Source organism: Pantoea sp. OVA07A (genome assembly GCF_019969975.1).
Classification (GTDB): domain Bacteria; phylum Pseudomonadota; class Gammaproteobacteria; order Enterobacterales; family Enterobacteriaceae; genus Pantoea; species Pantoea agglomerans.
Genome location: NZ_JAHXYM010000003.1, coordinates 238,089 through 261,965, shown reverse-complemented (window position 1 = coordinate 261,965; position 23,877 = coordinate 238,089). Strand labels below are relative to the sequence as shown.

At 56.5% G+C, this 23,877-nt stretch carries 19 protein-coding genes; 10 read left to right on the top strand and 9 right to left on the bottom strand.

Annotation, left to right across the window (positions count from 1 at the left end; translation table 11 throughout):
* Window positions 1-158: 158 nt before the first annotated feature.
* Window positions 159-1,367, bottom strand: coding sequence for an aldose 1-epimerase family protein (locus tag LC417_RS12350; RefSeq protein ID WP_223565913.1), 1,209 nt, complete (start codon window positions 1,365-1,367; stop codon window positions 159-161).
* A gap of 366 nt (window positions 1,368-1,733) precedes the next feature.
* On the opposite strand from LC417_RS12350, the gene LC417_RS12345 reads away from it, so the two are divergent.
* The 4 genes from LC417_RS12345 to LC417_RS12330 all read left to right on the top strand — a co-directional run bounded on the left by LC417_RS12345 (window position 1,734) and on the right by LC417_RS12330 (window position 4,811).
* On the top strand, window positions 1,734-2,291 hold the full coding sequence (locus tag LC417_RS12345; protein WP_010670341.1) for a peroxiredoxin: 558 nt from the start codon (window positions 1,734-1,736) through the stop codon (window positions 2,289-2,291).
* Between the two features lie 24 nt (window positions 2,292-2,315).
* Complete coding sequence (locus LC417_RS12340) at window positions 2,316-3,557, top strand: protein-disulfide reductase DsbD (RefSeq protein WP_223565912.1); 1,242 nt, start codon at window positions 2,316-2,318, stop codon at window positions 3,555-3,557.
* Window positions 3,558-3,628: 71 nt separating this feature from the next.
* Window positions 3,629-4,183, top strand: coding sequence for a sigma-70 family RNA polymerase sigma factor (locus LC417_RS12335; RefSeq protein ID WP_223565911.1), 555 nt, complete (start codon window positions 3,629-3,631; stop codon window positions 4,181-4,183).
* Entirely contained in the window at window positions 4,170-4,811 is a 642-nt protein-coding gene (locus tag LC417_RS12330; RefSeq protein WP_010247152.1) for an NrsF family protein, read from the top strand. Before LC417_RS12335 ends, LC417_RS12330 begins: the two co-directional genes overlap by 14 nt.
* A gap of 82 nt (window positions 4,812-4,893) precedes the next feature.
* Here the strand turns inward: LC417_RS12330 and LC417_RS12325 are convergent, their stop codons facing one another.
* The gene (locus tag LC417_RS12325; protein ID WP_223565910.1) at window positions 4,894-6,045 is read right to left on the bottom strand and encodes an MFS transporter; all 1,152 of its coding nucleotides are present in this window, start codon (window positions 6,043-6,045) and stop codon (window positions 4,894-4,896) included.
* Window positions 6,046-6,165: 120 nt separating this feature from the next.
* Here LC417_RS12325 and LC417_RS12320 point away from each other — a divergent pair, with 120 nt between their 5' ends.
* Both LC417_RS12320 and LC417_RS12315 read left to right on the top strand, forming a co-directional pair.
* Window positions 6,166-6,936 (top strand): DeoR/GlpR family DNA-binding transcription regulator, encoded by a 771-nt coding sequence (locus LC417_RS12320; protein ID WP_223565909.1) that lies wholly within the window; start codon window positions 6,166-6,168, stop codon window positions 6,934-6,936.
* Between the two features lie 156 nt (window positions 6,937-7,092).
* Window positions 7,093-7,503: a GFA family protein gene (locus tag LC417_RS12315; RefSeq protein WP_223565908.1), complete on the top strand. Its 411-nt coding sequence runs from the start codon at window positions 7,093-7,095 to the stop codon at window positions 7,501-7,503.
* A 16-nt stretch (window positions 7,504-7,519) separates the two neighbouring features.
* Here LC417_RS12315 and LC417_RS12310 read toward each other — a convergent pair whose 3' ends face one another.
* Together LC417_RS12310 and fdhF are read right to left on the bottom strand one after the other, a co-directional pair.
* Complete coding sequence (locus tag LC417_RS12310; RefSeq protein ID WP_033773931.1) at window positions 7,520-8,005, bottom strand: DUF1641 domain-containing protein; 486 nt, start codon at window positions 8,003-8,005, stop codon at window positions 7,520-7,522.
* Window positions 8,005-10,977, bottom strand: coding sequence for a formate dehydrogenase subunit alpha (gene fdhF / locus LC417_RS12305; protein ID WP_223565907.1), 2,973 nt, complete (start codon window positions 10,975-10,977; stop codon window positions 8,005-8,007). The genes LC417_RS12310 and fdhF overlap by 1 nt, the downstream gene beginning before the upstream one ends.
* An 822-nt stretch (window positions 10,978-11,799) precedes the next feature.
* Between fdhF and LC417_RS12300 the strand changes: the two genes are divergently transcribed.
* Window positions 11,800-12,420 (top strand): response regulator transcription factor, encoded by a 621-nt coding sequence (locus LC417_RS12300; protein ID WP_132499041.1) that lies wholly within the window; start codon window positions 11,800-11,802, stop codon window positions 12,418-12,420.
* Window positions 12,421-12,449: 29 nt separating this feature from the next.
* Here the strand turns inward: LC417_RS12300 and LC417_RS12295 are convergent, their stop codons facing one another.
* Genes LC417_RS12295 through LC417_RS12275 form a run of 5 tightly spaced genes read right to left on the bottom strand, consistent with a single transcriptional unit; the run spans window position 12,450 to window position 19,647 of the window.
* The gene (locus tag LC417_RS12295; RefSeq protein WP_223565906.1) at window positions 12,450-17,990 is read right to left on the bottom strand and encodes an AAA family ATPase; all 5,541 of its coding nucleotides are present in this window, start codon (window positions 17,988-17,990) and stop codon (window positions 12,450-12,452) included.
* Entirely contained in the window at window positions 17,990-18,373 is a 384-nt protein-coding gene (locus LC417_RS12290) for a response regulator transcription factor (RefSeq protein ID WP_050679365.1), read from the bottom strand. The genes LC417_RS12295 and LC417_RS12290 overlap by 1 nt, the downstream gene beginning before the upstream one ends.
* 43 nt (window positions 18,374-18,416) lie before the next feature.
* Window positions 18,417-18,671 carry a XapX domain-containing protein gene (locus tag LC417_RS12285; RefSeq protein WP_223565905.1) on the bottom strand — a complete coding sequence of 85 codons (255 nt, stop codon included), beginning with the start codon at window positions 18,669-18,671 and terminating at the stop codon, window positions 18,417-18,419.
* 2 nt (window positions 18,672-18,673) lie between these two features.
* Window positions 18,674-18,895, bottom strand: coding sequence for a XapX domain-containing protein (locus LC417_RS12280; RefSeq protein ID WP_022624301.1), 222 nt, complete (start codon window positions 18,893-18,895; stop codon window positions 18,674-18,676).
* Between the two features lie 59 nt (window positions 18,896-18,954).
* Window positions 18,955-19,647 carry a hydrolase gene (locus tag LC417_RS12275; RefSeq protein WP_010670331.1) on the bottom strand — a complete coding sequence of 231 codons (693 nt, stop codon included), beginning with the start codon at window positions 19,645-19,647 and terminating at the stop codon, window positions 18,955-18,957.
* A gap of 287 nt (window positions 19,648-19,934) precedes the next feature.
* Between LC417_RS12275 and LC417_RS12270 the strand changes: the two genes are divergently transcribed.
* The 3 genes from LC417_RS12270 to LC417_RS12260 are packed head-to-tail and all read left to right on the top strand — an operon-like array spanning window position 19,935 to window position 23,852.
* Complete coding sequence (locus LC417_RS12270) at window positions 19,935-21,812, top strand: amidohydrolase (RefSeq protein ID WP_060679136.1); 1,878 nt, start codon at window positions 19,935-19,937, stop codon at window positions 21,810-21,812.
* Between the two features lie 2 nt (window positions 21,813-21,814).
* Window positions 21,815-22,237, top strand: a complete 423-nt coding sequence (locus LC417_RS12265; protein WP_223565904.1) for a DoxX family protein — start codon at window positions 21,815-21,817, stop codon at window positions 22,235-22,237.
* Complete coding sequence (locus tag LC417_RS12260) at window positions 22,224-23,852, top strand: MFS transporter (protein WP_223565903.1); 1,629 nt, start codon at window positions 22,224-22,226, stop codon at window positions 23,850-23,852. The genes LC417_RS12265 and LC417_RS12260 overlap by 14 nt, the downstream gene beginning before the upstream one ends.
* Window positions 23,853-23,877 lie beyond the last annotated feature (25 nt).

The window sequence follows — 23,877 nt, the reverse complement described above, 5'->3', positions numbered from 1 at the left end:
CGTGTAACTTTGCGTTGACCAACCCCGCGACCTTATAGCATCGCCAGTATCCTGCGCAGATCTTTGCCTCTTTCCCGCATTTGTGTTGTCATCCCGTGACGGAACGCTGACCTGTAAAGTAAAAACCCCAACAATTTAGCTGGGGTTATGATGGGTCGTTACTCTTTCGCTATCGGCGTCTCGCTTACATCAATCTTAGTTTCGCCCTGAATGCCCTTAATGCGTTTCTCAACGTCATTAACCTGCTCGCTGCTGTGCAGCAAGGTGTACGTCAGATCAAATGTTGTGCTCGCACCCGGCTGCAGCTGCTTCACACGTTTTTGTTCACGTTCAATGGTGACCGGATAGGCGTAACTGGTACCAGGTTCGATGCCGGTCACGTAGCCCTGTTTCAGAGTGTCGGTATTTTTCCATAAGGTCAGCATCGGGAGCTGACGCGTATCGAACTGAATGGATGCGCCGCTGTTGCCCGCTTTATTTATCACCGCAGCGACGGTCTGATGATTGCTGTCTGAAAGTGGCTTGATGTTGAACACCATCTCATCGAAGTCTTTGGTCGGACCTTTATAGGTCTGCCACTCTTTTAACCCGGCTTTCGCGTAGTCATTGAATGGGCTGATGCCGGATATCGGCGCCAGGAAGCGTGCGCCCTCTTCCAGAATAGGTTTGCCGAAGTTGCTGTGATAGATGATCTGGTAATCGTGCGGATAGTCGGCGTGGTTGGTTAACACATCATGCAGGCTGAAACTGTTGCTGCCTGGCACGTAACGCAGCTCGGTCATGGTCTGCAAATCAGCTTTCTTAAAGGTGCTCTCTTTAATCAGGCCGCGAATACGAATTTCGTGTGGTGCCGCATCGGCCACTTCAACTTCCAGCTGAGAAACCGGCGTATTACCCGCTTTACCGTGCAGCGTATAGATTCGGCCTTCATCGGTGACCGGATGGCCGGTCCATTCGTAGCCGCAACGCACCATCATCTCGTTGAAACCATCCAGCCAGCCCAGACCGTTGCGGCTCTCAAGATTGATGTAGGCAGGATTGACGACCTCTTTAACTGGTGAATCCCAGCCCATGCGGGTGCCAAAGCCTTCAACACGCAGTAAGTTCATGCCACGTGTCGGGCTTAGCGTAATCGTCAGGCCATCCTCACTGCGGATCGTCAGAATTTTACTGCCTTCCTGCTTGCCGCCATGCAGGACTTTCTGCTCGATGCTGAACGGTTTGCCCTGAAACTTCAGCTCACTGCTGGAAATCTTCCAGTTTCCTTGCTCAGTGCCCTGTTCAGCACTCGTCAGCACCCAGGTTTTCGCCGCTGCAGAGCCTGAAACCAGCACTGCCAGTACCGTTAACGCCAGTTTAATCTTCATAAGTCATCCCATTTGCTGAATCGTTTTTTCATTCCGTAAGGGAAATTTACTTAATGGGACTGAAGATAAACGTGATGATGCTCACCTGTTGAGAAAAGGCAGTGAGTTAGCCCTATTATTGTGGGCCAAATCACAGTGATTACGGCCAGAGAGGAATAACTACAGCGAACCAGGTGAAATTTGCTGACATTAGCTTTATACGATTCAGCTCAAAATGAGGGTTCTGATAAAGGACGGCTGGTGAAGCACCATAAAAAAAACACGAAAAAAATTCCTCAACCGCGCAACTTTTTCCATTTTTAAACGAACCTGTTATCAGGGACGTCAGACAACTCCGTCTGTTCGTCAATGGAGAGAGTAAAGCCAATGAAAAACACCCTGAAAACCCTGGCCGTCGCTACGCTGCTGGCACTGAGTGTTCCGGCAACATCTGCTTTTGCAGCGTTACAGGTCGGTGAAAAAGCGCCGGACTTTAAACTGGAAGCCGCGCTGGCCGGTAAATCGACCACCTTCTCATTGCAACAGGCGCTGCAGAAAGGCCCGGTTGTTCTCTACTTCTTCCCAGCTGCTTTCAGTGCAGGCTGTACGCTGGAAGCACACGATTTTGCTGAAGCGACCGATGAATTTAAAAAGCAGGGTGCGACCGTCATTGGCGTGACCGCGGGCAATACCGATCAGATTGCGAAATTCTCGCAGCTTGAATGCCGTGACAAATTTACCGTCGCAGCCGATCCCGGTGCCAAAGTGGCGGCAGAATATAAGAGCACCATGGAGATGAAAGGTCAGAAACTCTCAGACCGTACCTCTTACGTGATTGCGCCCGATGGCAAAATCCTGCTGAGCTTCACCGATAAAAATCCTGATACGCATATCCAGAAAGCGATGGATGCCGTTAAAAAATACCGTCAGGCCAATCCGGCATAACTTCATCTTCAGAGCAGGTACATCATGCTGACTGCGATTGCAGCCGCCTTCCTGGGCGGCATTATTCTGAACCTCATGCCCTGCGTGTTTCCGGTGATCTCGCTGAAAGCACTGAGCCTGATCCGCCATCACGAATCACCTTCCCACGCCAGAGCCGAAGGCCTGGCCTTTCTGCTGGGCGTAGTCGTGACGATGGTCGCTCTGACCGCAGTTCTGTTGCTGGCCAGGGCGGGCGGTGCATCGGTGGGCTGGGGATTCCAGCTGCAATCGCCGCTGGTTATCGCCGCGCTGATTCTGGTGATGCTTGGGTCGGCACTGAACCTGCTCGGTCTGTTTGAAGTAGGATTATCGGTTCAGCGGGTTGGCGAAGTGGGAGGCGATCGCGGTGGTTTAGTCGGTTCAGCTCTGACTGGCGCGCTGGCCATCATTGTCGCCACTCCCTGCAGCGCGCCCTTTATGGCCAGCGCGGTAGGCTATGCGCTTACCCAGCCTCCGCTAATCAGTCTGGTGATCTTTATTTCACTGGCGCTGGGCTTTGCTGCGCCCTTCACCCTCATCTCATTCTTCCCGGTGCTGGCGCGAATTTTGCCAAAACCGGGTGCCTGGATGATCACGTTAAAGCAGGGGCTGGCGTTTCCCATGCTGGGCGCGGTGGGCTGGCTGATCTGGGTACTTGAACGTCAGGCGGGATCGGCGGCGCTGGCTGCCATTCTGGCCTGCTGTTTACTGTTTAGTTTCGCCGCCTGGCTGTATGGCATGGCGCAGAAACGCCGTATGATGGGACAGCGTCATTGGGTGCTGCATGTGGCGACCGCATTCTTCCTGGCGCTGGTCGTGGTGCCGTTACTGAACCTGAACAGGTTTGCCGAAGCTCCGGCTGAAACGGCAACCGCCTCACAGGTTGCCGCCGCTGTGGCGTGGTCGCCCCAGAACGTTGATGCCATCAAAGGTCAGGGCAAGCCAATACTGGTGAACTTTACCGCATCATGGTGTATTACCTGCCAGGTTAACGATCGTACTTCGCTTTCGACGCAGGCGGTAAAAGCGGCGATGGCGCGAACCAACACCATTTATATGGTCGCGGATTCCACCAAATACAATCCCGATGTTGAACAGGCGCTGAGCGATTTCGGACGCGGTGGATTACCGCTCTACGTGGTCTATCCGGCTGACGGCGGTAAACCTGAGGTACTGCCCCAGGTGCTGACGCCTGGCATTGTGATTTCAGCGCTGAATCAGGCAACAGAAAAAGGAAATAAATCCTGAGATTACTGATGAAACGATTGCCTGGCGCGTGGCCAGGGCGCGGCGACAGCATGCTGAACTGCTGATGATCGATGCCAGAAACTGATCAACGCGCACAGCAGTGGCCAGCATTAATGGCCCGGGCGCAGGCGGGTGACAGAGCTGCCTATAACCAGTTACTGAAAGCGATGGTTCCTGCCATCCGGGCATTGGTATGCAAAAAAATCCGTGATGAGGGACTGGTTGAGGATGTCATTCAGGAGACGCTGCTGGCGATTCATCGGGTGCGGCATACCTACGATCCGCAGCGTCCGATACTCCCCTGGGTTGCTGCCATCGCCTCTGCCCGGGCCATAGATGCGCTGCGCCATCGCGGCCGTCGCCAGGAAGTACAGGATGAGGAAGAGCTGCAACGGCAACCCGCTGCAAGTGCAGAGTCCTCAGCCGATACGGATATCCTCTCCGGTTATCTGGATAACCTTCCGCTGCGCCAGCGAGAGATCGTCGAATCCGTGCATCTGCGCGAGCAGAGCCTGGCGCAGACAGCAGCTGAAACCAATCAGTCGCTCTCTGCGGTTAAATCTCTGTTGCATCGCGCAATGGTCAACCTTCGTAAATATGGACGGGGTCATCATGAGAAATCATGACCAGTTAATTAATCAGCTCAGCGCGTCTGCCCAGCCGGTGCAGCGCGTCTGGCCCACAGCCTGGCGCGTTGCGGGCTGGATTGCCCTTGCCCTGCCCTGTGGCGCGCTGACCAGCTGGGCATTTCACAGCCGTTTCACTGACTGGTCGCAGCCTGGCGCGTTTTTCGCGCTGGTTGCCCTGCTGCTGTCACTCATCATCGCGGGCAGCACGCTGGCGGCAGCCTTTACGCTGAGTATTGCAGGCAGAAAACCGATCAGCCTGCGCTGGCCGCTGCTGATGGCGATGATGTGGCTGGTTCTGAATCTGATCAATATGTCATCTTCAGCACCGCCATCGGGCGCGAACCGGTTGGGTGAAGGGATGCACTGCTATCTGTTTATGCTGTCGGCCAGTGTACCGATGATGCTGATGTCCGTGTTCGCCCTGCAGCGCACCCGATCCCTCTATCCGGCGCGCAGTCTGGCGCTGAGCGGCTGCGGCAGTGCGTTTACCTCATCGATGCTGCTGTCGTTGTGCCACGATACCCATCTGCACGCCATCGATTTTTCTATGCATCTGGCTGCGGGCATCACCATCGTGGCGCTGACGGTGCTGGCAGGCCGCCGCTGGGTCAGGCTGGGAGAGTAATGGCACGCCGCTTCCGTTCCTCCTGAAGATGACTCCGCGCCCCGTTCAATGAAATTCTGTCAGGAGCGCGGACTGGGTAATTTTATGCATTTTCCCCCGCGCGGCTACGGCCCAGATCCAGGGTCAGAGAGACCGCACCGACAACCAGCATCAGCGCCATAATCAGTGAAAACGAGAAAGCGAGATGCGTGTAATGCGCCACATAGCCAATCACGGCTGGCCCGCTCAGTACCCCCAGGTAACCCAGAGTAGTAATGGCAGGCACGGCGACCGCCTGCGGCATCACCGTCTGACGCCCAGCGGCGGAGAACATTACCGGCACGATATTGGCGCAGCCTGCGCCGACCAGGGTGTAGCCCAGCAACGCCAGCGGCCAGGAGGCGATAAAGGTCACCATCGCCATGCCAGCGGCGGCAATCAGTGCGCCGCCCAGCACAACCGGTAAACGTCCCAGCGATGAGATAATCCGATCCCCGGTCAGACGCGCCACGGTCATCGCAATGGCAAAGCAGGTATAGCCCAGTCCGCCCAGTGATGCCGGAATGGCCCGGACGTCGGTCAGATAGACAGCACTCCAGTCCAGCACGGTGCCTTCGGTCAGGAAGACGGCAAAGCAGATGATGCCGATAATCAGTACGCTGCCGCGCGGAACAGCAAACACCGGGCCTTCAGCGGGGTTCGCGTAGGTCAGTAAGCCCGATGCGCTGACCAGCGTCATGATAATCACCGCCGCGACCGCCAGCAAACAGCCGGTCAGCACGCTAAATCCCATCGCCAGCAGCAGCGTCATAAAGCCCGCCCCGGCAATGCCGCCCACGCTATACATGCCGTGAAAGCCTGACATGACTGGCTTTTCCGCCTGCTTCTCCACCAGGATCGCCTGGATGTTCATGGCGCAGTCGGTTACTCCGATGCCGACGCCAAAAACCAGCAACGCCAGCGCCAGCAACAGCGGGTTGCTCAGCACCGACAGCCATGGCGTACTGATGATGACCAGCGCGACAGCGACCAGAATCACCCGGCGGCAGCCAAAGCGGCTGGTCAGCCAGCCCGTCACCGGCATCGCAATCAGCGCGCCGACGCCAAGACAAAGCAGCAAGGTGCCGAGTTGCGCCTCATTAACGCCGGTATTGCCGCGGGCGAAAGGCACAATCACCGCCCAGGTCGCGGTGATAAATCCGGCTATAAAAAAGATGATGCGTGTTGCCAGTGTGGAAGAGACGTTATTAGCCATTGCATTCCTTTGAGGGATGTCGTGAAGAGCTGACAGGACCGAGAGATCGCTATTGACTCCCTGCCCGGCAGTGAACGATTATGCTCACTATAGCTCGATTGTGAATATTTTGAGGTTTATATGCTCGATTATGCAGCTTTCCCACAGCAGCGACAAGCGCTGATTCGTGAGATATTGCAGGACAAAGGACGGGTGGTCTGCGCTGACCTGGCACGGCAATTGGCTGTATCAGAGCACACTATCCGCCGCGATCTCCATGAACTCAGTAAAGAGGGTTTATGTAAAAAGGTCTATGGCGGTGCGGTGTTACAGCTTCAGGAGGCGGGCAGCTTTGTCAGCCGGAAAGCTCACGATCACGCAGCAAAAGCCCTGATCGCGCAGCGCTGTGCCAGCCTGGTGAAAGCCAATAGCTGCATCTTTATTGATGCCGGTACAACCAATCTGGCGCTGGCACAGGCGCTATCACCAGATTTGAATATCACCGTCGTCACCAATGCACCCGATATTGCTGTGCTACTGATCAACCATCCTGCTGCGGAGGTGATTATGCTGGGCGGGCAGATACAGAAGAGCACCGGCGGCGCGGTCGGGCAAACCGCGATCAACCAGATCCAGGGGATTCTGTTTGATCAGGCGTTTATTGGCGGCTGTGCCATGAGTCCGGAGGCCGGTCTGACCGGTTTTAACTATGCGGATTGCGAATTCAAGAAAGTTGCCATGGCGCAAAGCAATCAGGTCATTGTCGGGCTGACAGCGGATAAAATCCCTGCCGTAGCGCGATTCAGCGTGGCGAAATGCCGTGAAATTTCAACGCTCGTCGTGGAAGAGAAGCTCGATAAAGAACTGCTTGAGGCGTTTGAAGCGGAAGAGATAACGCTTATTACTGTCTGATACGGGGTGATGAAATAAATCGTGTCGCAGACGAACCCGATCAACGCACCCTGCCCTGCCTGTACTAATAGTCGACAAATCCGCACCCGGTGCTGCCAAATCCCAGGCTTTGGCGTAGGCTGAAAGCTGGTTGGTTTCACTACACAGGAGATCACGATGCAAAATGAAATGACAGCACAATGCCACTGTGGCGCGGTGGCGTACCGGGTGACGCTAAAGGATGGATTTAATACGGTGCGCCGCTGCAACTGCTCGTTTTGCCGGATGCGCGGCGCGGTGGTGGTATTTGCGACAAAGGTGGAGCTGACCCGGGGTGAAGCGCAGCTCACAGAGTATCGTTTCAACAGCAAAGAGGTGGGCCACTACTTCTGTTCCGTTTGCGGCATTTACACCTTTCATCAGAGCCGCTCACAGCCCGATCAGTTCGGGGTGAATGTCGCCTGCCTTGAGGGGGGTTCGCCGTTTGATTTCACCGATGTCCCTGTCTCCGATGGTATCAATCATCCAAAAGATGGCGGCGCGGGCGGTGTAGCCGGTCATCTGATCTACACCCCCACGCAATCCTGAACGATCGCAGGCTGAACTACTCCCGTGTGGGCTTGCCACTGAAGCGAGTAATCGGCTTCTGCTCTTCACGGTCAATCTGTTGTGAGAAGACTTCAAGCGCCGCGAATATGGGGCGCAGTCCGCGCCACAGATCCTCATCATTGAGTAACCGGATAATGCCGCGGATGCCCGGCGCGGCTTTTTCCTGACGGGCCTCATCGCGCGCCGGTTTAACGGCCATCGCGGCATCGCGAACGGCCAACAGCAGATGATTAAACCGTTCTGGCGGCACGCTGCCCAGCGTCATCATCAGTAGCGAGAGATTCTGTAGCGCGTTCTGCGTACCCGGCTGATTAAGGCCCGAAACCAGGATTTTCCCCACCTCGCTGTTTGATTTAACCAGGTCGTTCGCCAGCCGCAGAAAACCGTGCTGGTGAAGATTTTCGATTAGCTCATCCATCGCCTCCCGGGCGGTCGGCTCAGTGCGTGTTGGCGGGACCTGATATTTCATCCGTTCTGCCATTAGAATTTCTCCGGTTTTTCGACATGTTCAGGCGGTTCCCGATAGCCTGCCTGCTGCCATTTTTGCTCTATCGGCAGGTGATCCAGCGGCGTACGACTGCCGTGACGGAAGTTGTGTAGTGGCACCGGATTAGGCTGCGACCGGCGATCAACGCGCTTCATATTTACGGCAATCTCTTTATAAGCTGGTGTGTTGACGTCGGGATCGTGATGTTCGCCGGTCAGGGCGTTGACGCCATCTTTGCCATGATGAATCGGCATAAACAGCACGTTGCCTGCCACTCGCTCAGTGATCACAACAGGCACATCCAGCGATCCGCGCCGCGAGGTAATGCGCACCCACTCTCCTTCGTTCAGCGCGCGCTCGGCGGCCAGCTCCGGTGAGATCTCAACAAAGGCATTAGGCGACAGCGACATCATGCGGCCACCCTGCCCGGTCTGATTCATCGACTGGAAATGCTCCAGCATCCGGCCATTATTCAGCAGCAGATTATACTGTGAATCCTCCTGCTCGGCGGGCGGCTGCCAGCTCAGCGGATAGAGTCGCGCTTTGCCATCCGGGAAATTAAACCGTTCCGTGTAGAGTCGCGGCGTGCTTTCGCCTGCGGCGCTGACGGGCCAGAACTGGGACTGCCAGCCGACCAGTTGCTCATAGCTGACACCCGCGAAAATCTCTGCGATGCCTGCCGCTTCCGCCATAATCGCGCCTGGGTTCGGGTAATGCCACGGATGACCGAGACGGGCGGCGAGATCGGTAAAGATCTCCCAGTCGGGCCGACAATCACCCAGCGGCTTCATGGCGGGTGAAAAGTGCTGTATCCGCCGCTCGGTGTTCACAAACGTGCCCTCTTTCTCCACGCTGGGCGCACCGGGCAGCACCACATCGGCAAATTCGGCAGTGCGTGACATGAAAATGTCCTGTACCACCATAAATTCCAGCTTGCTGAAGGCGGCATGCACCGAAGTGGCATCGGCATCCGCAAACGCCGTCTCTTCACCGGTGATATACATCGCGCGAATTTTGCCTTCACCGGCCTGCTGCACCATTTTGAAATTATCAGCACCAGGCTGATCGGAAAGCGCTTCAGGTGAGACGCCCCAGGCACGCGCCCATTTTTCGCGCACCGCTGGGTCAGTGACTTTTTCATAGCCGGGATAGAGATTACTGAGGCAGCCAAAGTCGCTGGCGCCCTGTACGTTGTTGTGTCCGCGCATCGGATAACCGCCGGTGCCAGGCCGGCCATAGTTACCGGTGACCAGCAGCAGGTTTGACAGCGCCGTACTGGTGTCTGCCCCGTAGCTGTGCTGGGTAATTCCCATCGCCCACAACACACAGGCGCTGCCCGCCTGGCCGATCATTTCCGCTGCTTCAATCAGTTCTGATTCACTCAGTCCACATGTCTCACTGGCAAAGGCCAGCGTAAAGGGAGCGAGTGACGCGCGGTACTCATCAACCTGGTTGACCCGCTGGGCCAGAAAAGCCTCATCCGCATAACCGTGATCGAACATATATTTTGCCATCGCCGAGGCCCAGACCAGGTCAGTACCCGGTCGGATGCGCAGATAACAGTCAGCACGTTCCGCCATTTCATGACGGCGCGGATCAACGACCAGCAGTTTCTGACCGCGATGTTTGTGGCTCTGTTTGATGTGTGAAGCAATCACCGGATGGTTCTCGGCCAGGTTGCTACCGACCAGCACGATCAAATCGGTCTGTTGCAGATCCTCAATCGTCCCGGCATCTCCGCCGTAGCCCACCGTGCGGAACAGTCCTTCTGTGGCCGGGTTCTGACAATAACGCGAGGAGTTATCAACGTTGTTGGTGCCGAAAATTAAACGGGCGATTTTTTGGGTCAGATAGGCTTCTTCATTGCTGGCCTTGCTGGAGCCGATAAAGCCAATCGCATCGCCTCCATAATTCTGAGCGATACCCTGTAATCCTTCGGCAACCCGTTGTAGTGCTTCATCCCAGCTGGCAGGCCGGAAGTGGCCATTCTCGCGGATCAACGGCGTAGTCAGGCGCTCCGGGCTGTTGACGAAGTCCCAGCCGAACTTACCTTTAACGCAGGTCGAGATGCCGTTGGCCGGGGCTTTGGCGACCGGCTGAACTTTCAGGATATGGCGGTCACGGGTCCAGATTTCAAAGCTGCAGCCTACACCGCAATAGGTGCAAACGGTTTTGGTGCGTTTGATCTCCGACTGGCGCAGCGCCACATCGATTTTCGAAACGCCGGTAATCGGCTCCATGCCGATACTATTTTCCAGCGTTTTAACAAAGTCGATCAGCGGACGCTTCAGCCCTTCATCCATCGCGGTAAAGGGGCCTGCGTCTGGCTGCATGGTTTTTTCCAGCAGCGCATTGCACGGGCAAACTGTGACGCAATGTCCGCAGCTTACACAGCTGGAACCGGCGATTTCCGTTCCACCATCCCAGAGCACGCGAGGATGCGCCTGGGTGTAGTCAATCGACAGCGTCTCATTGACCTCGACATTCTGACACGCTTCGACACAGCGACCGCATAAGATGCACTGGTCAGGATCGTAGGTGTAAAACGGATTGGAATGATCTTTTGCGTAGGGCTTGGGCTCATGAGGATAGTACTGAATCGGAATGTGCATATCAGCCACGGCATTATGCAGCGTGCAGTCACCGGTGTTGTGCTCACAGACGGTACAGTAAAGCTCATGACGGTTGAGCAGCCGATCCATTCCCTCCTGCTGCGCGGCCTTAAGCGCACTGCCTTCACTCTGCACCTCCAGCCCCTCTTCAGTGCGGAGCGTGCAGCCGCGAACCCGCTCGCCGTTGGCATCTACCCAGCAGACATCACAACTTTGCAGCGGCGGCAACGCCGGGTGGTAACAGACATGAGGTAGTTTTTTCCCTTGAGCATCCAGAAAATCGATTAGCGGTTGATCAGCTAACCCTTTTAACCGTTCACCATTGTAGATAATGGTGCAGTAATTTTGACTCATATAAGCCTCATGACGACATTGCGACGAGCTACCGAATGGAAAATCTCCCTCTATTTAAAGGGTTGCTTCACAAGCTTAGTGAGGATTAACAGCCGCGCCATGAATACCGCTACGCTTATCAAGGTTACTTGCTGATAGTTAAGGCTTTTTTAAATGTAATGAGTTCTTACCGGGTAAAAACGGGTCAGGTTTTACCCGGCTGGTCGTCAGAATCTGGCACCAGAGGCTTCGCGTTGATAAGCATTGGCCGCACAATGGTGAAGTTAAGGGTTAATAACTAAACATAATGTATGTTGTAACTATATAATTAATTATCTTATTTCGCTATAAGACGCAGGGTAAAGATCGGTACGCTTATCAATCCGTCGTTTTGCCCTCAGGCAAATTAATTATCAGGACCGCCGCGAGTTAACAGACTACTTGTGAATTAATTACGTACCGCCACTAACTTATTCCAGTACATATCAGGCTGAAACGATTTAATCTGGATAACGGGTTTATGGATTATTTTAGCTATTAAACGGGACTATTCTCCTGCCCGTGAGTGAGCGAACAATTTATGGCATAGCTATGTCGATCAAATGACAGTTATCAGCATTGACGCCCAGAACAGTGGCGCTCCACCCCAGTGTTGACGCTCACATTTTAGTCATACCTATCAGCCATTTATCTTAATTTTAACAAGCTGATAATTATGAGATGATAATGATAACTGTTATGGTAATATCCTGTTAACCCTGCCCGACACTTTCTCATCAGGGCCTCTTTACGCGTCATGCTTAATTAAATTATCAGTAAATACCTGGCTGAAATGAGGTCCCTATGAATCCCATCGTTTATATCGTTGACGACGACGCTGCTGTGACTGCTGCACTGCGTAATCTGCTCACTGCCGACGATTACACGGTTATCTCTTTTTCTTCGGCTAATGATTTCCTGGCTCACGCTTTTACTCCCCTTCCCTGTTGCCTGATTCTGGATATTAATCTGCCTGGCGCAGATGGATTTGATGTCGCACAGGCATTGATCGATCGTGGCTACGCCATTCCCACTATTTTCTTAACCGGCTTCGGGACTATTCCGGTCACGGTGCGGGCGATGAAAACCGGTGCTTATGAGTTTCTGACTAAACCTGTCGATCCCGATCGTATTTTGCAGGCGGTTGCAGAAGCCTTACAGATCGCCGGGCAGAATATGGCCTCTTCCGAGGAGCGAAGGGAGATACTGGAGCGACATCAGACCCTGACACCGCGTGAAAGCGAGGTCATGCTGCTGGCGATTAGCGGCCTGCTGAATAAGCAGATCGCCGCCGAAATGGGCGTTAGTGAGATCACGGCTAAAGTCCACAAGCGGCGGGTGATGGAGAAGATGAAGGCGCGGTCATTAACCGATTTGGTGCGGGCGGCAGAGCGGCTCAATATTGATCATACCCGACGCCGCTAAGGCCAGGCAGACACCTGGCCTCAATACGATTATCCCAGTGGCAGAGTGAACCAGAAACGGCTGCCGCCTTCCGCCCGGTTCTCTGCGCCTAATTCACCACAATGCTTTTTGATAATCCCTTTGCTGATGGTTAATCCCATGCCCATGCCACTTTTCTTCGTGGTGTAGAACGACTCAAAAATCCGTTCACGCACCCCATCCGGCAAGCCGCAGCCGCTATCCAGAACCTCAAAACGCAGCGTGTCCGGCGTCGGGTTCTCTGACGTCAGCCGCAAAAGCGCCGCGCGCGGTAAATCGTCGGACATGGCATCAATGGCATTGATTACCAGATTCAGCAGCACCTGCTGAATCTGAACGCGGTCGCAATAGATATCCGCCTTTCCGGCCCTCAGTTTCAGCTCCAGCGAAATTCCGCGTCGCTCCAGCTCCACTCGGGAGAGCGCCAGGATATCGCGGGCGATCAGATGGAGGTTTTCCGAGGCAAAGCTCGATTCATGATTGCGGGTCAGCGCCTGCAGGCCACGAATTATCTCTCCGGCACGTTTTCCCTCTTTGATAATTTCATCCAGACTACTGCTGGCATTCTCCAGCATCACCGGTTCACGCTTTAACCAGCGCAGGCTGGCACCGGCATTGGCCACGATCGACATCAGTGGCTGGTTAATTTCGTGCGCGATTGAGGCAGTCAGTTGCCCGACTGTGGTGGCGCGGGTTACACGGGCCAGATCCGCCTGTGCCATGCGCGCGGCATCTTCTGCCTGGCGCTGCGAGGTGATATCAGAAATGGTGCCGAAGTACTCTTTCACCTCGGGGAAGTTTTCTACCGGCTCTCCGATACCTTTGATATAACGGCATTCCCCATCCGGCCTGAGCACACGGAACTCAGCCTGCATACTACGTCCCTGACTGACGCTGTGGGTCACCAGTTCGCTGATGCACTCATAATCATCGGGATGAACGCGGGTCAGAAAATCTGCCATCGACAACCCTTTTTGATGGGCTGGCAGGCCCAGAATACGGCCATACTCTTCAGACACCATCATCATGTCCTCTGCCACTTCCCAGCGCCAGGTGCCGGTATGGCTGATCTTTTCGCCGAGCATCAGCGAGGTTTTGCTGGCGCGCAGCTGCTTTTCAACCCGTCGCCGATGGTTGTTCTCCTCCAGCAGTTCAGCGTAGAGGCGCGCCGTCTCCAGCGAAACTGCCGCCTGAGCACTCAACGTTTTAATAATGTGGGAGTGCTCAGCCGTGAACGCATCGGGCATCAGGCGATTCTCAAGATAGAGCACCCCAACCATATTGGCCTGCCTGAACATCGGAACACATAACACCGCAGCGCCCGAGGCCACCAGGTAAGGATCCTGACTGAACGGACTGAACTCTTCCGGCTTGCCAGTACGTATCTCCTGACCGGTACGGATCACCGCGGCCAGTACCGATAGCGGCAGGTCAGTTGCGACGGGGCGCTCTTTGACAATCTGCACCCGCACGCCATCAGCCGTGCTTTCTGCCCAGGCCTGCGTTTCCGGAAGCGTACCATCCAGAATCCGGATAAGCCGACAGCGCTGGGCACCGGCCCGCTCCAGCAGGATGCGCATCAGGGTATGAATCAACCGATCAAGGTTGATCTCCTCCGTCAGGGCGCGCACGGCGGTCAGCACACTCTCCAGGTCGTAGAACGAGGCATCCTGCGTAAAGGGAATGGTCGCCACTGCACTGTTTTGCATCGGCGTGGTCAGATGCGGATAGTGCTGCTCAAGCTGGCGCACCATCGCCAGCGCGCCCCAGCTCTCCCAGCTTCTCATCGACGCTTTAACGTAGGCATCGGCGGCGGTATCTAGCTGTAATGCTTTGCAGTAGCGGCCAGCCAGCTGATTCGCCAGCGCATGAATGTGCAGATATCCCCCCTGGCGGGAGAGACAGATCGCATTTTCATACTGTTTCAGCACCTCGCCCGTGTTGCCCGCAAGACGGGCACACTCTGCCCTGAGCAGGGCATATTTATCAGCAAAGAGTCCGGGATTGAGGTCGGCCCAGCCCGCAAATTTGTCCAGATCGCAGCGCAGCGTGTTGCTGTCAGCCGCACCGGGCTGCAGGCTCAGCGATAGTGCGCTGTAAAAATGCATATCCATCAGGTAGATGTAAGCGGGCACTGCGCTGGTCAGCGGACGAATTTCTGCAAAACAGCGCAGCGCCTCCCGATATTCTGCCGCAAAGAAATGCGCCATTCCCCGATACAACCCCGCCCAGAACAGCACCATCGCTTTTGGGCCAGAGATCACGCCCGGCTCGCTGCCCGCCACCATCGGCAAAGCCCCATCGCGATCGCCTGCCCTGAACCCGTTGCTGTTCCGCAGTTGCATCACCAGCTGCTTCTGCATGACCAGCACGTTCTCAACATCGGGATAAAAGGTTTTGCGGGTAAAAGCGAGTCCGCGCTCAATGGAGGTCATGACCGACTCCAGGTGATCGCCGCGTGTCAGCGTGTTCATGATCTGATGACGCAACGAGAGGCAGGCAAAGGATCGGTCACCGTGCATCACCGCGACGCGAAAACTTTCACGGGCACTCTCTACGGCGACATCCAGCGGCTGCGTCCAGATCCCCAGTTGATCCAGAGGCAGCAGCGTGCGGGCTTTATAGCGGGTAAAGTCATGCCGCTCCACCAGCTCACGGGCCACCCGACCACAGGCATAGCCAAAATGCCAGGCCTGATAGCGTTCGCTGATCAGCACGCTGAACCAGGCGAGACCAAACGCAGAAGCACCGGTCACGCCGTGATCCAGCGTCATCTCCAGCATCCGGCAGACCAGCAACAGATGCAGCTGCGGGCAGTCGTAGGCGGAGACAAAGATGGTGCTGGCCATCAGGTTCAGCACCGACTCAGTTTCCTGATCGGTGTTGCGTGGCAGGTGGGAAAAAGCCGCTTGCGGGGAATCGCCGATCCGCGCCCTGATCGCCTGCCAAGCGGCGTCAATCTCCGCGTCGTCCGGATCACGCCTGAGATGCACACCAAAGACAGCCAGCCAGGCGAGCGCAGTTTCCAGCGCCAGATGGTTGTCGGACTGACGCATATGAATTTCAGCAGAGAGACAGGCTGCCATCGATTTTTCACTGAGCGTGCCTGGCTCACTCAGCAGTCGGGTACAGAGCTTTTGCGCGGTCGTGAGATTACCGTGCAGAAATTCGCACTCCGCCTCATCGATGCCCAGCATAAAGTCATTGCCGGTCACCATCCGCTGGCTGAGTTGCTGGGCGCTGCGCAGATAGCGCAGCGCCGAGAGATAATCTCCGGCACGTTTCGCTCCCTGCGCAGCACGTAAACAGAGGGGATAATAGCGTTCACGATCTGCGACACTTAGCGGCAGTTCAGCAATCATGCCGATGTGATAAGCCGCGCGGAACAGCGTCTCACTGTAATCGGCATTTACAACCGCGGCCGACAGCCATGCCGCCGCCTGCTGATGAAGAGAGTGTTGCTGCAGGAGGTCGAGCAGTAAAAACGCTGCGTTATGCACGCGGTCGTGGGTAAAGGCGTAGTTCCCGCCAGTCAGGGTTATAAAACGGCCGCTGACGGCAGGCTCAAGCTGCTGCTGAATCCGCGATACGGACGTCGCGTTGATATGACTTAACAGCGACAGTTCACCGCTGGCCCCCAGACAGGCCAGCGAACCCAGCAGCTGGCGTGTAGCCTCCGGCATCCGCGCCAGCTGATTTAATACCAGCGTCGCCACATTGTCGGTGTACTGACGCGCAATCAGCGCCTGGCTGTCGTAATGCCACTTCAGCGGGTTCTGACGATAGACAATCACCCCATCATCCACCGCCTGACGGAAGAACTCCTGCATCGAGAGCGGATTACCGCCGGTTTTCTCAAAGATAATCTGTGCCAGCTCACGATTGCCGCCGGGACGGGTATGCAGCATTCCCGCCAGCCAGCGGGTGATGCTTTTAACACTGAGCGGCTGCGGCGTCAGCGCCACGACACGTGCCGCTGATGCTCTGAGGCGCAGCAGAAACCCGGCAATCATCGGACAGGGCATCGACTCACCCTCCCGGAAGGCGAGCACCAGCATAAAAGGCAGATGCTCATTACGGGTAATCAGATTTTCCAGCAGTTGCAGCGTGGCATTGTCTGCCCAGTGAACATCATCAATCAGCATCACCAGCGGACGGCCCGGCGTGGCAAAGGCCTGGATAAGCGCAGACGCCATCTGATTAAACTGCTCGCGGGCGTCCGGAGCATGGCGCACCACCGGCTGCACTGTCCGGATATTCAGCAGCTGTTTTAGTTCAGGCACCAGTTCAATGGCTAAATCGGTATAGCCACCCAGCAAGCGCAACAGGCGAACCCGCCATTTGCTTAGCTCCAGGGCTGACAATCCCAGCAGATAAAGCGTGACTGTGCGAAACGCTGAGGCGACTGCGGCATAAGGTGCGGCAGGCGAATGTTGATCGGCCTTGCTGGCGGCCAGCAGAATCTGTCGGTGCTGCAGGGTTTTCAGGGCGGAAGCGATAATGGCGGACTTACCCGAGCCGGGCGCACCGCTCAGCATCACCAGGCTCTGCGTGCCGGTACGGTTGACCGCATCCAGCGTCGTCAGCAGCACGCGAGCCTGCGGATGTTGCGTGAACAGTGTCTCGGGCCGGAAACTGGTGCTGAACCGCTCCTGCAGACCGGGCGTGAACGGCGCAATGGTGTTTTCTGCGGTCAGCGTCGCCTGACAGCGGCGTAAATCAGCCATCAGCCCCTGCACGGTCTGATACCCGTCAGCAGGTGACTTTGCCAGCAGACGCAGCAGAATCACAGAGAGCATCGGCGGCACATCCTCTCTGACCTGTCCGGCTGGCCGGGGTGCGCTGGCGATGTGATGATGAATCCACTCCGCCTCCCCCGCATCCGGTGAGCCAAACGGCAACTTACCGGTGAGATACTCATACAGCACGACACCCAGACTGTAGAGATCGCTGAGGCTGCTGACCGGATGCGGTGTGCGGCCGGTATGTTCAGGTGACATATAGGCCAGCGTACCGCCTGAGACGCGCAGGCTGTTTTTTTCCGCCGATTGTGCCGCCAGCGAGGCGAGACCAAACCCGCCCAGCCGGAACCGGCCATCGTCGCTGATAAAAAAATGGCCCGGCTTGATATCCCCATGCACGATGCCCTGATGATGCGCCTGGCCGAGCGTGTAGCAAAGCTGCAATGCAACCTGCAGGAAGTCAGCGATTTTATCGGGAGGGGTCGCGAGGTTATTCGCCAGGCTGCGAAACGGAAACGTGGGGTAGATCAGCGCATAGCGGTTGAGGTAACGGGTGGTGCCCGTCGCGGTGATGGCCCAGCGGGGCGAAAGATAAGCGGCCAGCGCTCGCTCATTTTTCAGCCGCTGCGTCGCCTGAAACGTGACGTCATCACTCTGTCCGGTGGCGATTATCAGCGACTCACCTGAGTGACGGCGCGCCAGCATCCAGAGCAGGCAGCCATCCTGCGCCAGCGGCGTCAGCGTGTCGAAATCTTCAATCGCGATCCCTGCGTCGTCACTCTCCTGAAAATTAACCGAAAGCATGCTCATCAGCGCACTTTTCCCTGAGATAACTCGCTACGGATCAGTGTCAGCAGCGTATCAACATCAATCGGCTTTCGCAAAAAAGTCACGGCACCCAAGGCAATGGCATACCACAGGGTGGTCTCTTCCAGATCTGCTGAGATAAAAATCACCGGTGGCAGACCTGCCCGCTGTTTCAGAATAGTGAACAGCTCAAAGCCGGACATGCCCTTGAGTCCGACATCGATGATCAGCATGCCCACCTCTGAAAGCGCATCGTCATCGCTCAGCAGCGCCTCACCTGACTCAAATAGTCGGGTCGAATAGCCGTCTGAATGCAACAGATTGCTAAGTCCACTGCGGACCGCGCGTTCATCGTCCACAATGACAATACGCTGTGAAAGCGCCATGCAGTTATCCTCTGAAACGCCTCATCGTACGGCACGCGAGGACTTAAGGGTGGTCATCGCCATCGGGTGGCGGTGTCCCACTGATTTTTGGCACACACTCATGGCGAAACCACTTCAGCGTCACCGGCTGACGGCGGAACAGACGCGTAACCAGCGGAATCAACTGCTCACCCACCAGCATGCCAAACAGCCCCACTAAAGCAATAACCGGCGGTGCCGGAGAGTTCACGTTGATCAGGGCATAGATTACCCCGGCAAGCAGCCCCACCGTGAGAGAAATAATGTAGGATTTCAACATGTTCAGCTTACCCGCGAAACAGGTGTAACAAACGGCGCATCGGATTGCTGCAGGGTGGTCGCATGCTCTGCGGGCAAGACTGCGTGCACCAGCGCCCCACCCAGCAACATCCCCAGCAACCCCACCAGCGCAATCGCGGGCGGAGCCGGTGAACGCACCTTTAGCAGGCCGTAAAGCAGGCCAATCAATACCCCTGCAGCCAGAGAAAGCAGTAAAGGATTCATAACCGGACTCCTGTTATGCCTGCTGACCGGCAGAAGAAAGCCGATCAGCAGGACGTCCCTTAGCGGACCGGTGCGTGAACCGGTGCCAGGGTACGGTGTTCACTTTTCTGACGTGACGGCGCTTTGTGTACCATGGTGTAGGCATAATCCACACCAATGCCATAGGCACCTGAATGCTCTTTGGCGATGTTCATCACCGCATCGTAAGTGTCACGGTTGGCCCAGTCACGCTGCCACTCCAGCATGACCTGCTGCCAGGTGACCGGCACCACACCCGCCTGAATCATGCGCTGCATCGCGTAGTCGTGCGCTTCTTTGGTGGTGCCGCCTGACGCATCCGCCACCATATAAATCTCGTAATCCCCTTCCAGCATTGCGCACAGCGCAAAGCTGTTGTTACACACTTCCGTCCAGAGACCGGACACCACCACTTTTTTCTTGCCGTTCGCGGCCAGCGCATCACGCACTTTCTGGTCATCCCAGGAGTTCATTGAGCTGCGCTCCAGAATGTCCTGACCCGGAAACACATCCAGCAGTTCAGGATAGGTGTGGCCCGAGAAGCTTTCGGTTTCGACAGTGGTAATGATGGTGGGGATATTGAAGACTTTCGCCGCCTTCGCCAGCGCAACGGTGTTGTTTTTCAGCACCTGGCGGTCAATCGACTGCACGCCAAAGGCCATCTGCGGCTGCTGGTCGATGAAAATAATCTGGCTGTTATGTGGCGTGAGGACTTCAAGCTTAGCGTTGGACATGCGTTCACCCATAGAGGTTATGTAACGGAATTTTCGCCAATTGGCGCGGAGCAAAAGGACGGTCAGTGCAGGTTTAACGTCCTGCTGCTGGCTGTCTGGTCGCAGTGTAGGGCGACGGGCGAAGGCAAACTATTATCTCTGCGTATAACTATACGAAGGTATAGGTATCCCTCTGTATAACTAGACGACGCATTAACCCGCTCACCATAATCCGGCTTATTCGTGCCCTGTTATCTGCGGCACTTCCTGTCCCGCACTACGTCGGACAACCCCGTTGAGGAGGATCTATGGTTACGCTGGGTAAAGCAGAACTGATACTGACCCATGGCAAATTTCATACTGTTGACCGCAGCAATCCGGTGGCAGAAGCGGTTGCGATTCGTGATGGCAAATTCGTTGCGGTAGGCACACTGGCGGAGGCGATGGAGTATCACTGCGACGGCACTAAAGTGATCGATCTGAAAGGTCACACCGCCGTGCCGGGCCTGAACGATTCCCACCTGCACCTGATACGTGGTGGTCTGAACTACAACCTTGAGCTGCGCTGGGAAGGGGTTCCGTCGGTTGCCGATGCGCTGCGGATGCTGAAAGAGCAGGCGCTGCGCACGCCGTCACCGCAGTGGGTGCGTGTGGTAGGCGGCTGGACCGAGTTCCAGTTTGCCGAGCGCCGGATGCCGACGCTGGATGAGATCAACGAGGCGGCCCCCGATACGCCAGTCTTCGTGCTGCATCTTTATGACCGCGCCCTGCTCAACCGCGCAGCGCTGAAAGTCGTCGGCTACACCAAAGAGACACCGAACCCGCCGGGTGGCGAAATCCAGCGCGACAGCAACGGCAATCCCACCGGCCTGCTGATCGCCCGTCCCAATGCGATGATCCTCTACGCCACCCTGGCCAAAGGACCGAAACTGCCGCTGGAACAGCAGATCAACTCGACCCGTCAGTTTATGCGCGAGCTGAATCGACTGGGTCTGACCAGCGCCATTGATGCGGGCGGCGGCTTCCAGAACTATCCCGAAGATTACGAAGTGATCGCTGAACTGCATCAGAAAAAGCAGATGACGCTGCGTATCGCCTACAACCTCTTCACTCAGCGTCCGGGTCATGAACTGGAAGATTTTGAGAAGTGGACAGACATGCTGACGCCAGGTCAGGGCAGCGACTATTTCCGTCACAACGGCGCAGGCGAAATGCTGGTGTTCTCGGCCGCCGACTTCGAAGATTTTCTGGAGCCACGTCCGGACTTAGCGCCTGGCATGGAGGATGAACTGGAGCGCGTGGTGCGTCATCTGGTGGAACATCGCTGGCCTTTCCGGCTGCATGCAACCTATGACGAGTCGATCAGCCGGATGCTGGATGTCTTTGAGAAGGTCAACCGCGATATCCCGTTTAATGGTCTGCACTGGTTCTTTGACCACGCGGAAACCGTTACTCAGCGCAATATCGATCGTATCAAAGAGCTGGGCGGTGGTATTGCAGTGCAGCATCGCATGGCATTCCAGGGCGAATACTTTGCCGAACGCTACGGTATTGAAGCCACCCGCCATACCCCACCGGTTCAGAAAATGCTGGAAACCGGCGTCCCGGTCGGACTCGGCACCGATGCAACCCGCGTCGCCAGTTATAACCCCTGGACCGCGCTCTACTGGCTGGTTTCCGGTCGCACCGTGGGCGGCATGCAGATGTATGACGTCAATGCCCGCCTTGACCGTGAAACGGCGCTGATGCTCTGGACACAGGGCAGCGCCTGGTTCTCCAGCGAACAAAATAAAAAAGGTCGGATTCAGGTAGGTCTTCTGGCGGATCTGGCCGTGCTGAGCAAAGACTTCTTCAGCGTGCCGGAAGAGGAAATTAAAGGCATTGAGTCAGTGCTGACGGTGGTGGATGGCAATATTGTCTATGCCGCCGGATCGTTCAGCGCGGATGCACCGCCCGCTATTCCGGTTCTGCCTGAGTGGTCACCGGTGGTGAATGTGCCAGGTCACTATCGCAGCGCTCCGCCGGTTGCGCAGAGCCGTGCGGGTATGATGCCCACCGTGCACCACTGCAGTGGCCCCTGCGGTGTTCATCGCCACTCGCATGAGATCGCCCGTGGTTCCAGCGTTCCGGTTGCCGAAGATAACGCCTTCTGGGGCGCGCTCGGCTGCAGCTGCTTCGCGTTTTAATCATGAATAACGCTATCACTCAATCGCCCCGCATCAACGCGGGGCTGTTCTTCCTGCGCCTGACCGGCAGCCTGCTGCTGTTAAAGGTGCATGGACTGCCGAAAATTCTGCATTTCAGCGAAGAACTGACGCGTATAGAAGACCCGTTTGGTCTGGGACCGATGATGAGCCTGCTGCCAGCGATAGTGGCAGAAGTCATCTGCCCGATCTTTATTATTCTCGGCTGGGGTACCCGGATTGCCTGCCTGCCGATCATCGCGGTGCTGCTGGTCGCGATGCTGGTGGTACACCCTGGCTGGTCACTGGCGGAAGGCCAGTTCGGCTGGCTGCTGCTGATTATCTTTACCACGCTGGCGCTGACCGGGCCTGGCGGCTGGCGAATCGGCGCGGTGAAACATCAGGGGGTTCGTCATGGCGCAGGTTAATGATATCCACCAGCTGGAGCAGGAGCAGCATGAGGTCCAGGCCGCTGGCGAGATTTCGCCGTTACAGCCGCTACGCAGGCCGGTGTTCCGCATGCTGTGGATCGCCACCGTCGTCTCCAATATCGGTTCATGGATGAACGATGTGGGTGTGAACTGGAGCATGCTGACGCTGAGTGCCGATCCGCTGGCCGTGGCGCTGGTGCAGGCGGCCAGCAGCCTGCCGATGTTCCTGTTCGCGCTGCCATCAGGCGTGATGGCGGATATCGTTGACCGCCGCAAATATCTGCTGTTTTCCCAGCTATGGACCTTTATCGCCGCCTGTGGACTGACGGTGCTCGCCTGGACCGGCCATGTCACTCCCGAGGTGCTGCTGGTGGCAGCCTTCTTGCTGAGCGCCGGTGCCGCCATGAGTTCACCGCCATTTCAGGCGGTGGTGCCGGATCTGGTGTCGAAACCGGAGCTGGGCGCGGCCATTGCCCTTAACTCACTCGGTATTAATATCAGTCGTGCCATCGGCCCGGCGCTGGGTGGCCTGATCCTCTCGTTCACTGGTCCCTGGATGGTCTTCCTGCTCAATGCGCTATCAGTGCTGGGCGTCACCTGGGTGCTCTGGCGCTGGAAGGCGGAGCCGAGCGTGCAGCGCCTCCCGCCTGAGCACTTCTTTCCGGCGGTGCGTGCCGGACTGCGCTACGTTCACGCGGCACCGGTGTTGCGTAATGTGCTGGTGCGAACCTTTGCCTTCTTCCTGTTTGGCAGTGCGGGCTGGGCATTGCTGCCGCTGGTGGCGCGTCGTGAACTCGGCCTGGGCCCTGGCGGCTACGGCATCATGCTGGCCTGTATCGGTGTTGGCGCGATTACCGGCGCGGTGCTGTTGCCACGCCTGCGTCGTCGCCTGAGCTCCGATCGCCTGATGGTACTCGCCAGTCTTGTTTTCGCCCTGACCATGCTGGCGCTGGCTTTTGTACGCCACTTCTGGCTACTGAATGCGTTTGAATTTTTTACCGGATTTGCCTGGATTGCCGTGCTCTCGACGCTGAATCTCGGCGCACAGCGCAGCGCCGCGAAATGGGTAAAAGCCCGCGCGCTGGCGGTCTATCTGACGGTGTTCTTCGGCTCCATGACCGCTGGCAGCGCACTCTGGGGACAGCTCGCCTCGCACTTCAGCATTCCGCTGTCGCTCTGCATCGCCGCACTGGGCATGGTGCTGGCCAGCAGCACCGTCTGGCGCTGGCGTCTCGACCAGGATCCCGACCTCAATCTCGATATGATTGGTGATGGCGTTAACGCGCCCGCACTGGATATTCGTCACGAACGCGGCCCGGTGATGGTGAATTACGAATACCGTATTACTATTGATGATGCACATGCCTTTACCGTCTGCATGCAGGATATGCGTCGGGTCAGGCGTCGCGGTGGCGCCATCAACTGGTCACTGTATGAAGATATTCTGCAGCCCGGCATTTTCGTTGAGACCTTTGTCGTCGGCTCCTGGGTTGAGCATCTGCGTCAGAAAGAGCGCTACACCATCAACGACAAAAAGATAGAGCGACGGGTTTTCGCTTTTCATCAGGGTGAACATTCACCCGAGGTTCGCTATCTGGTGGCGCCAGCGTGACTGGCACACCATCTTTTCATCCATC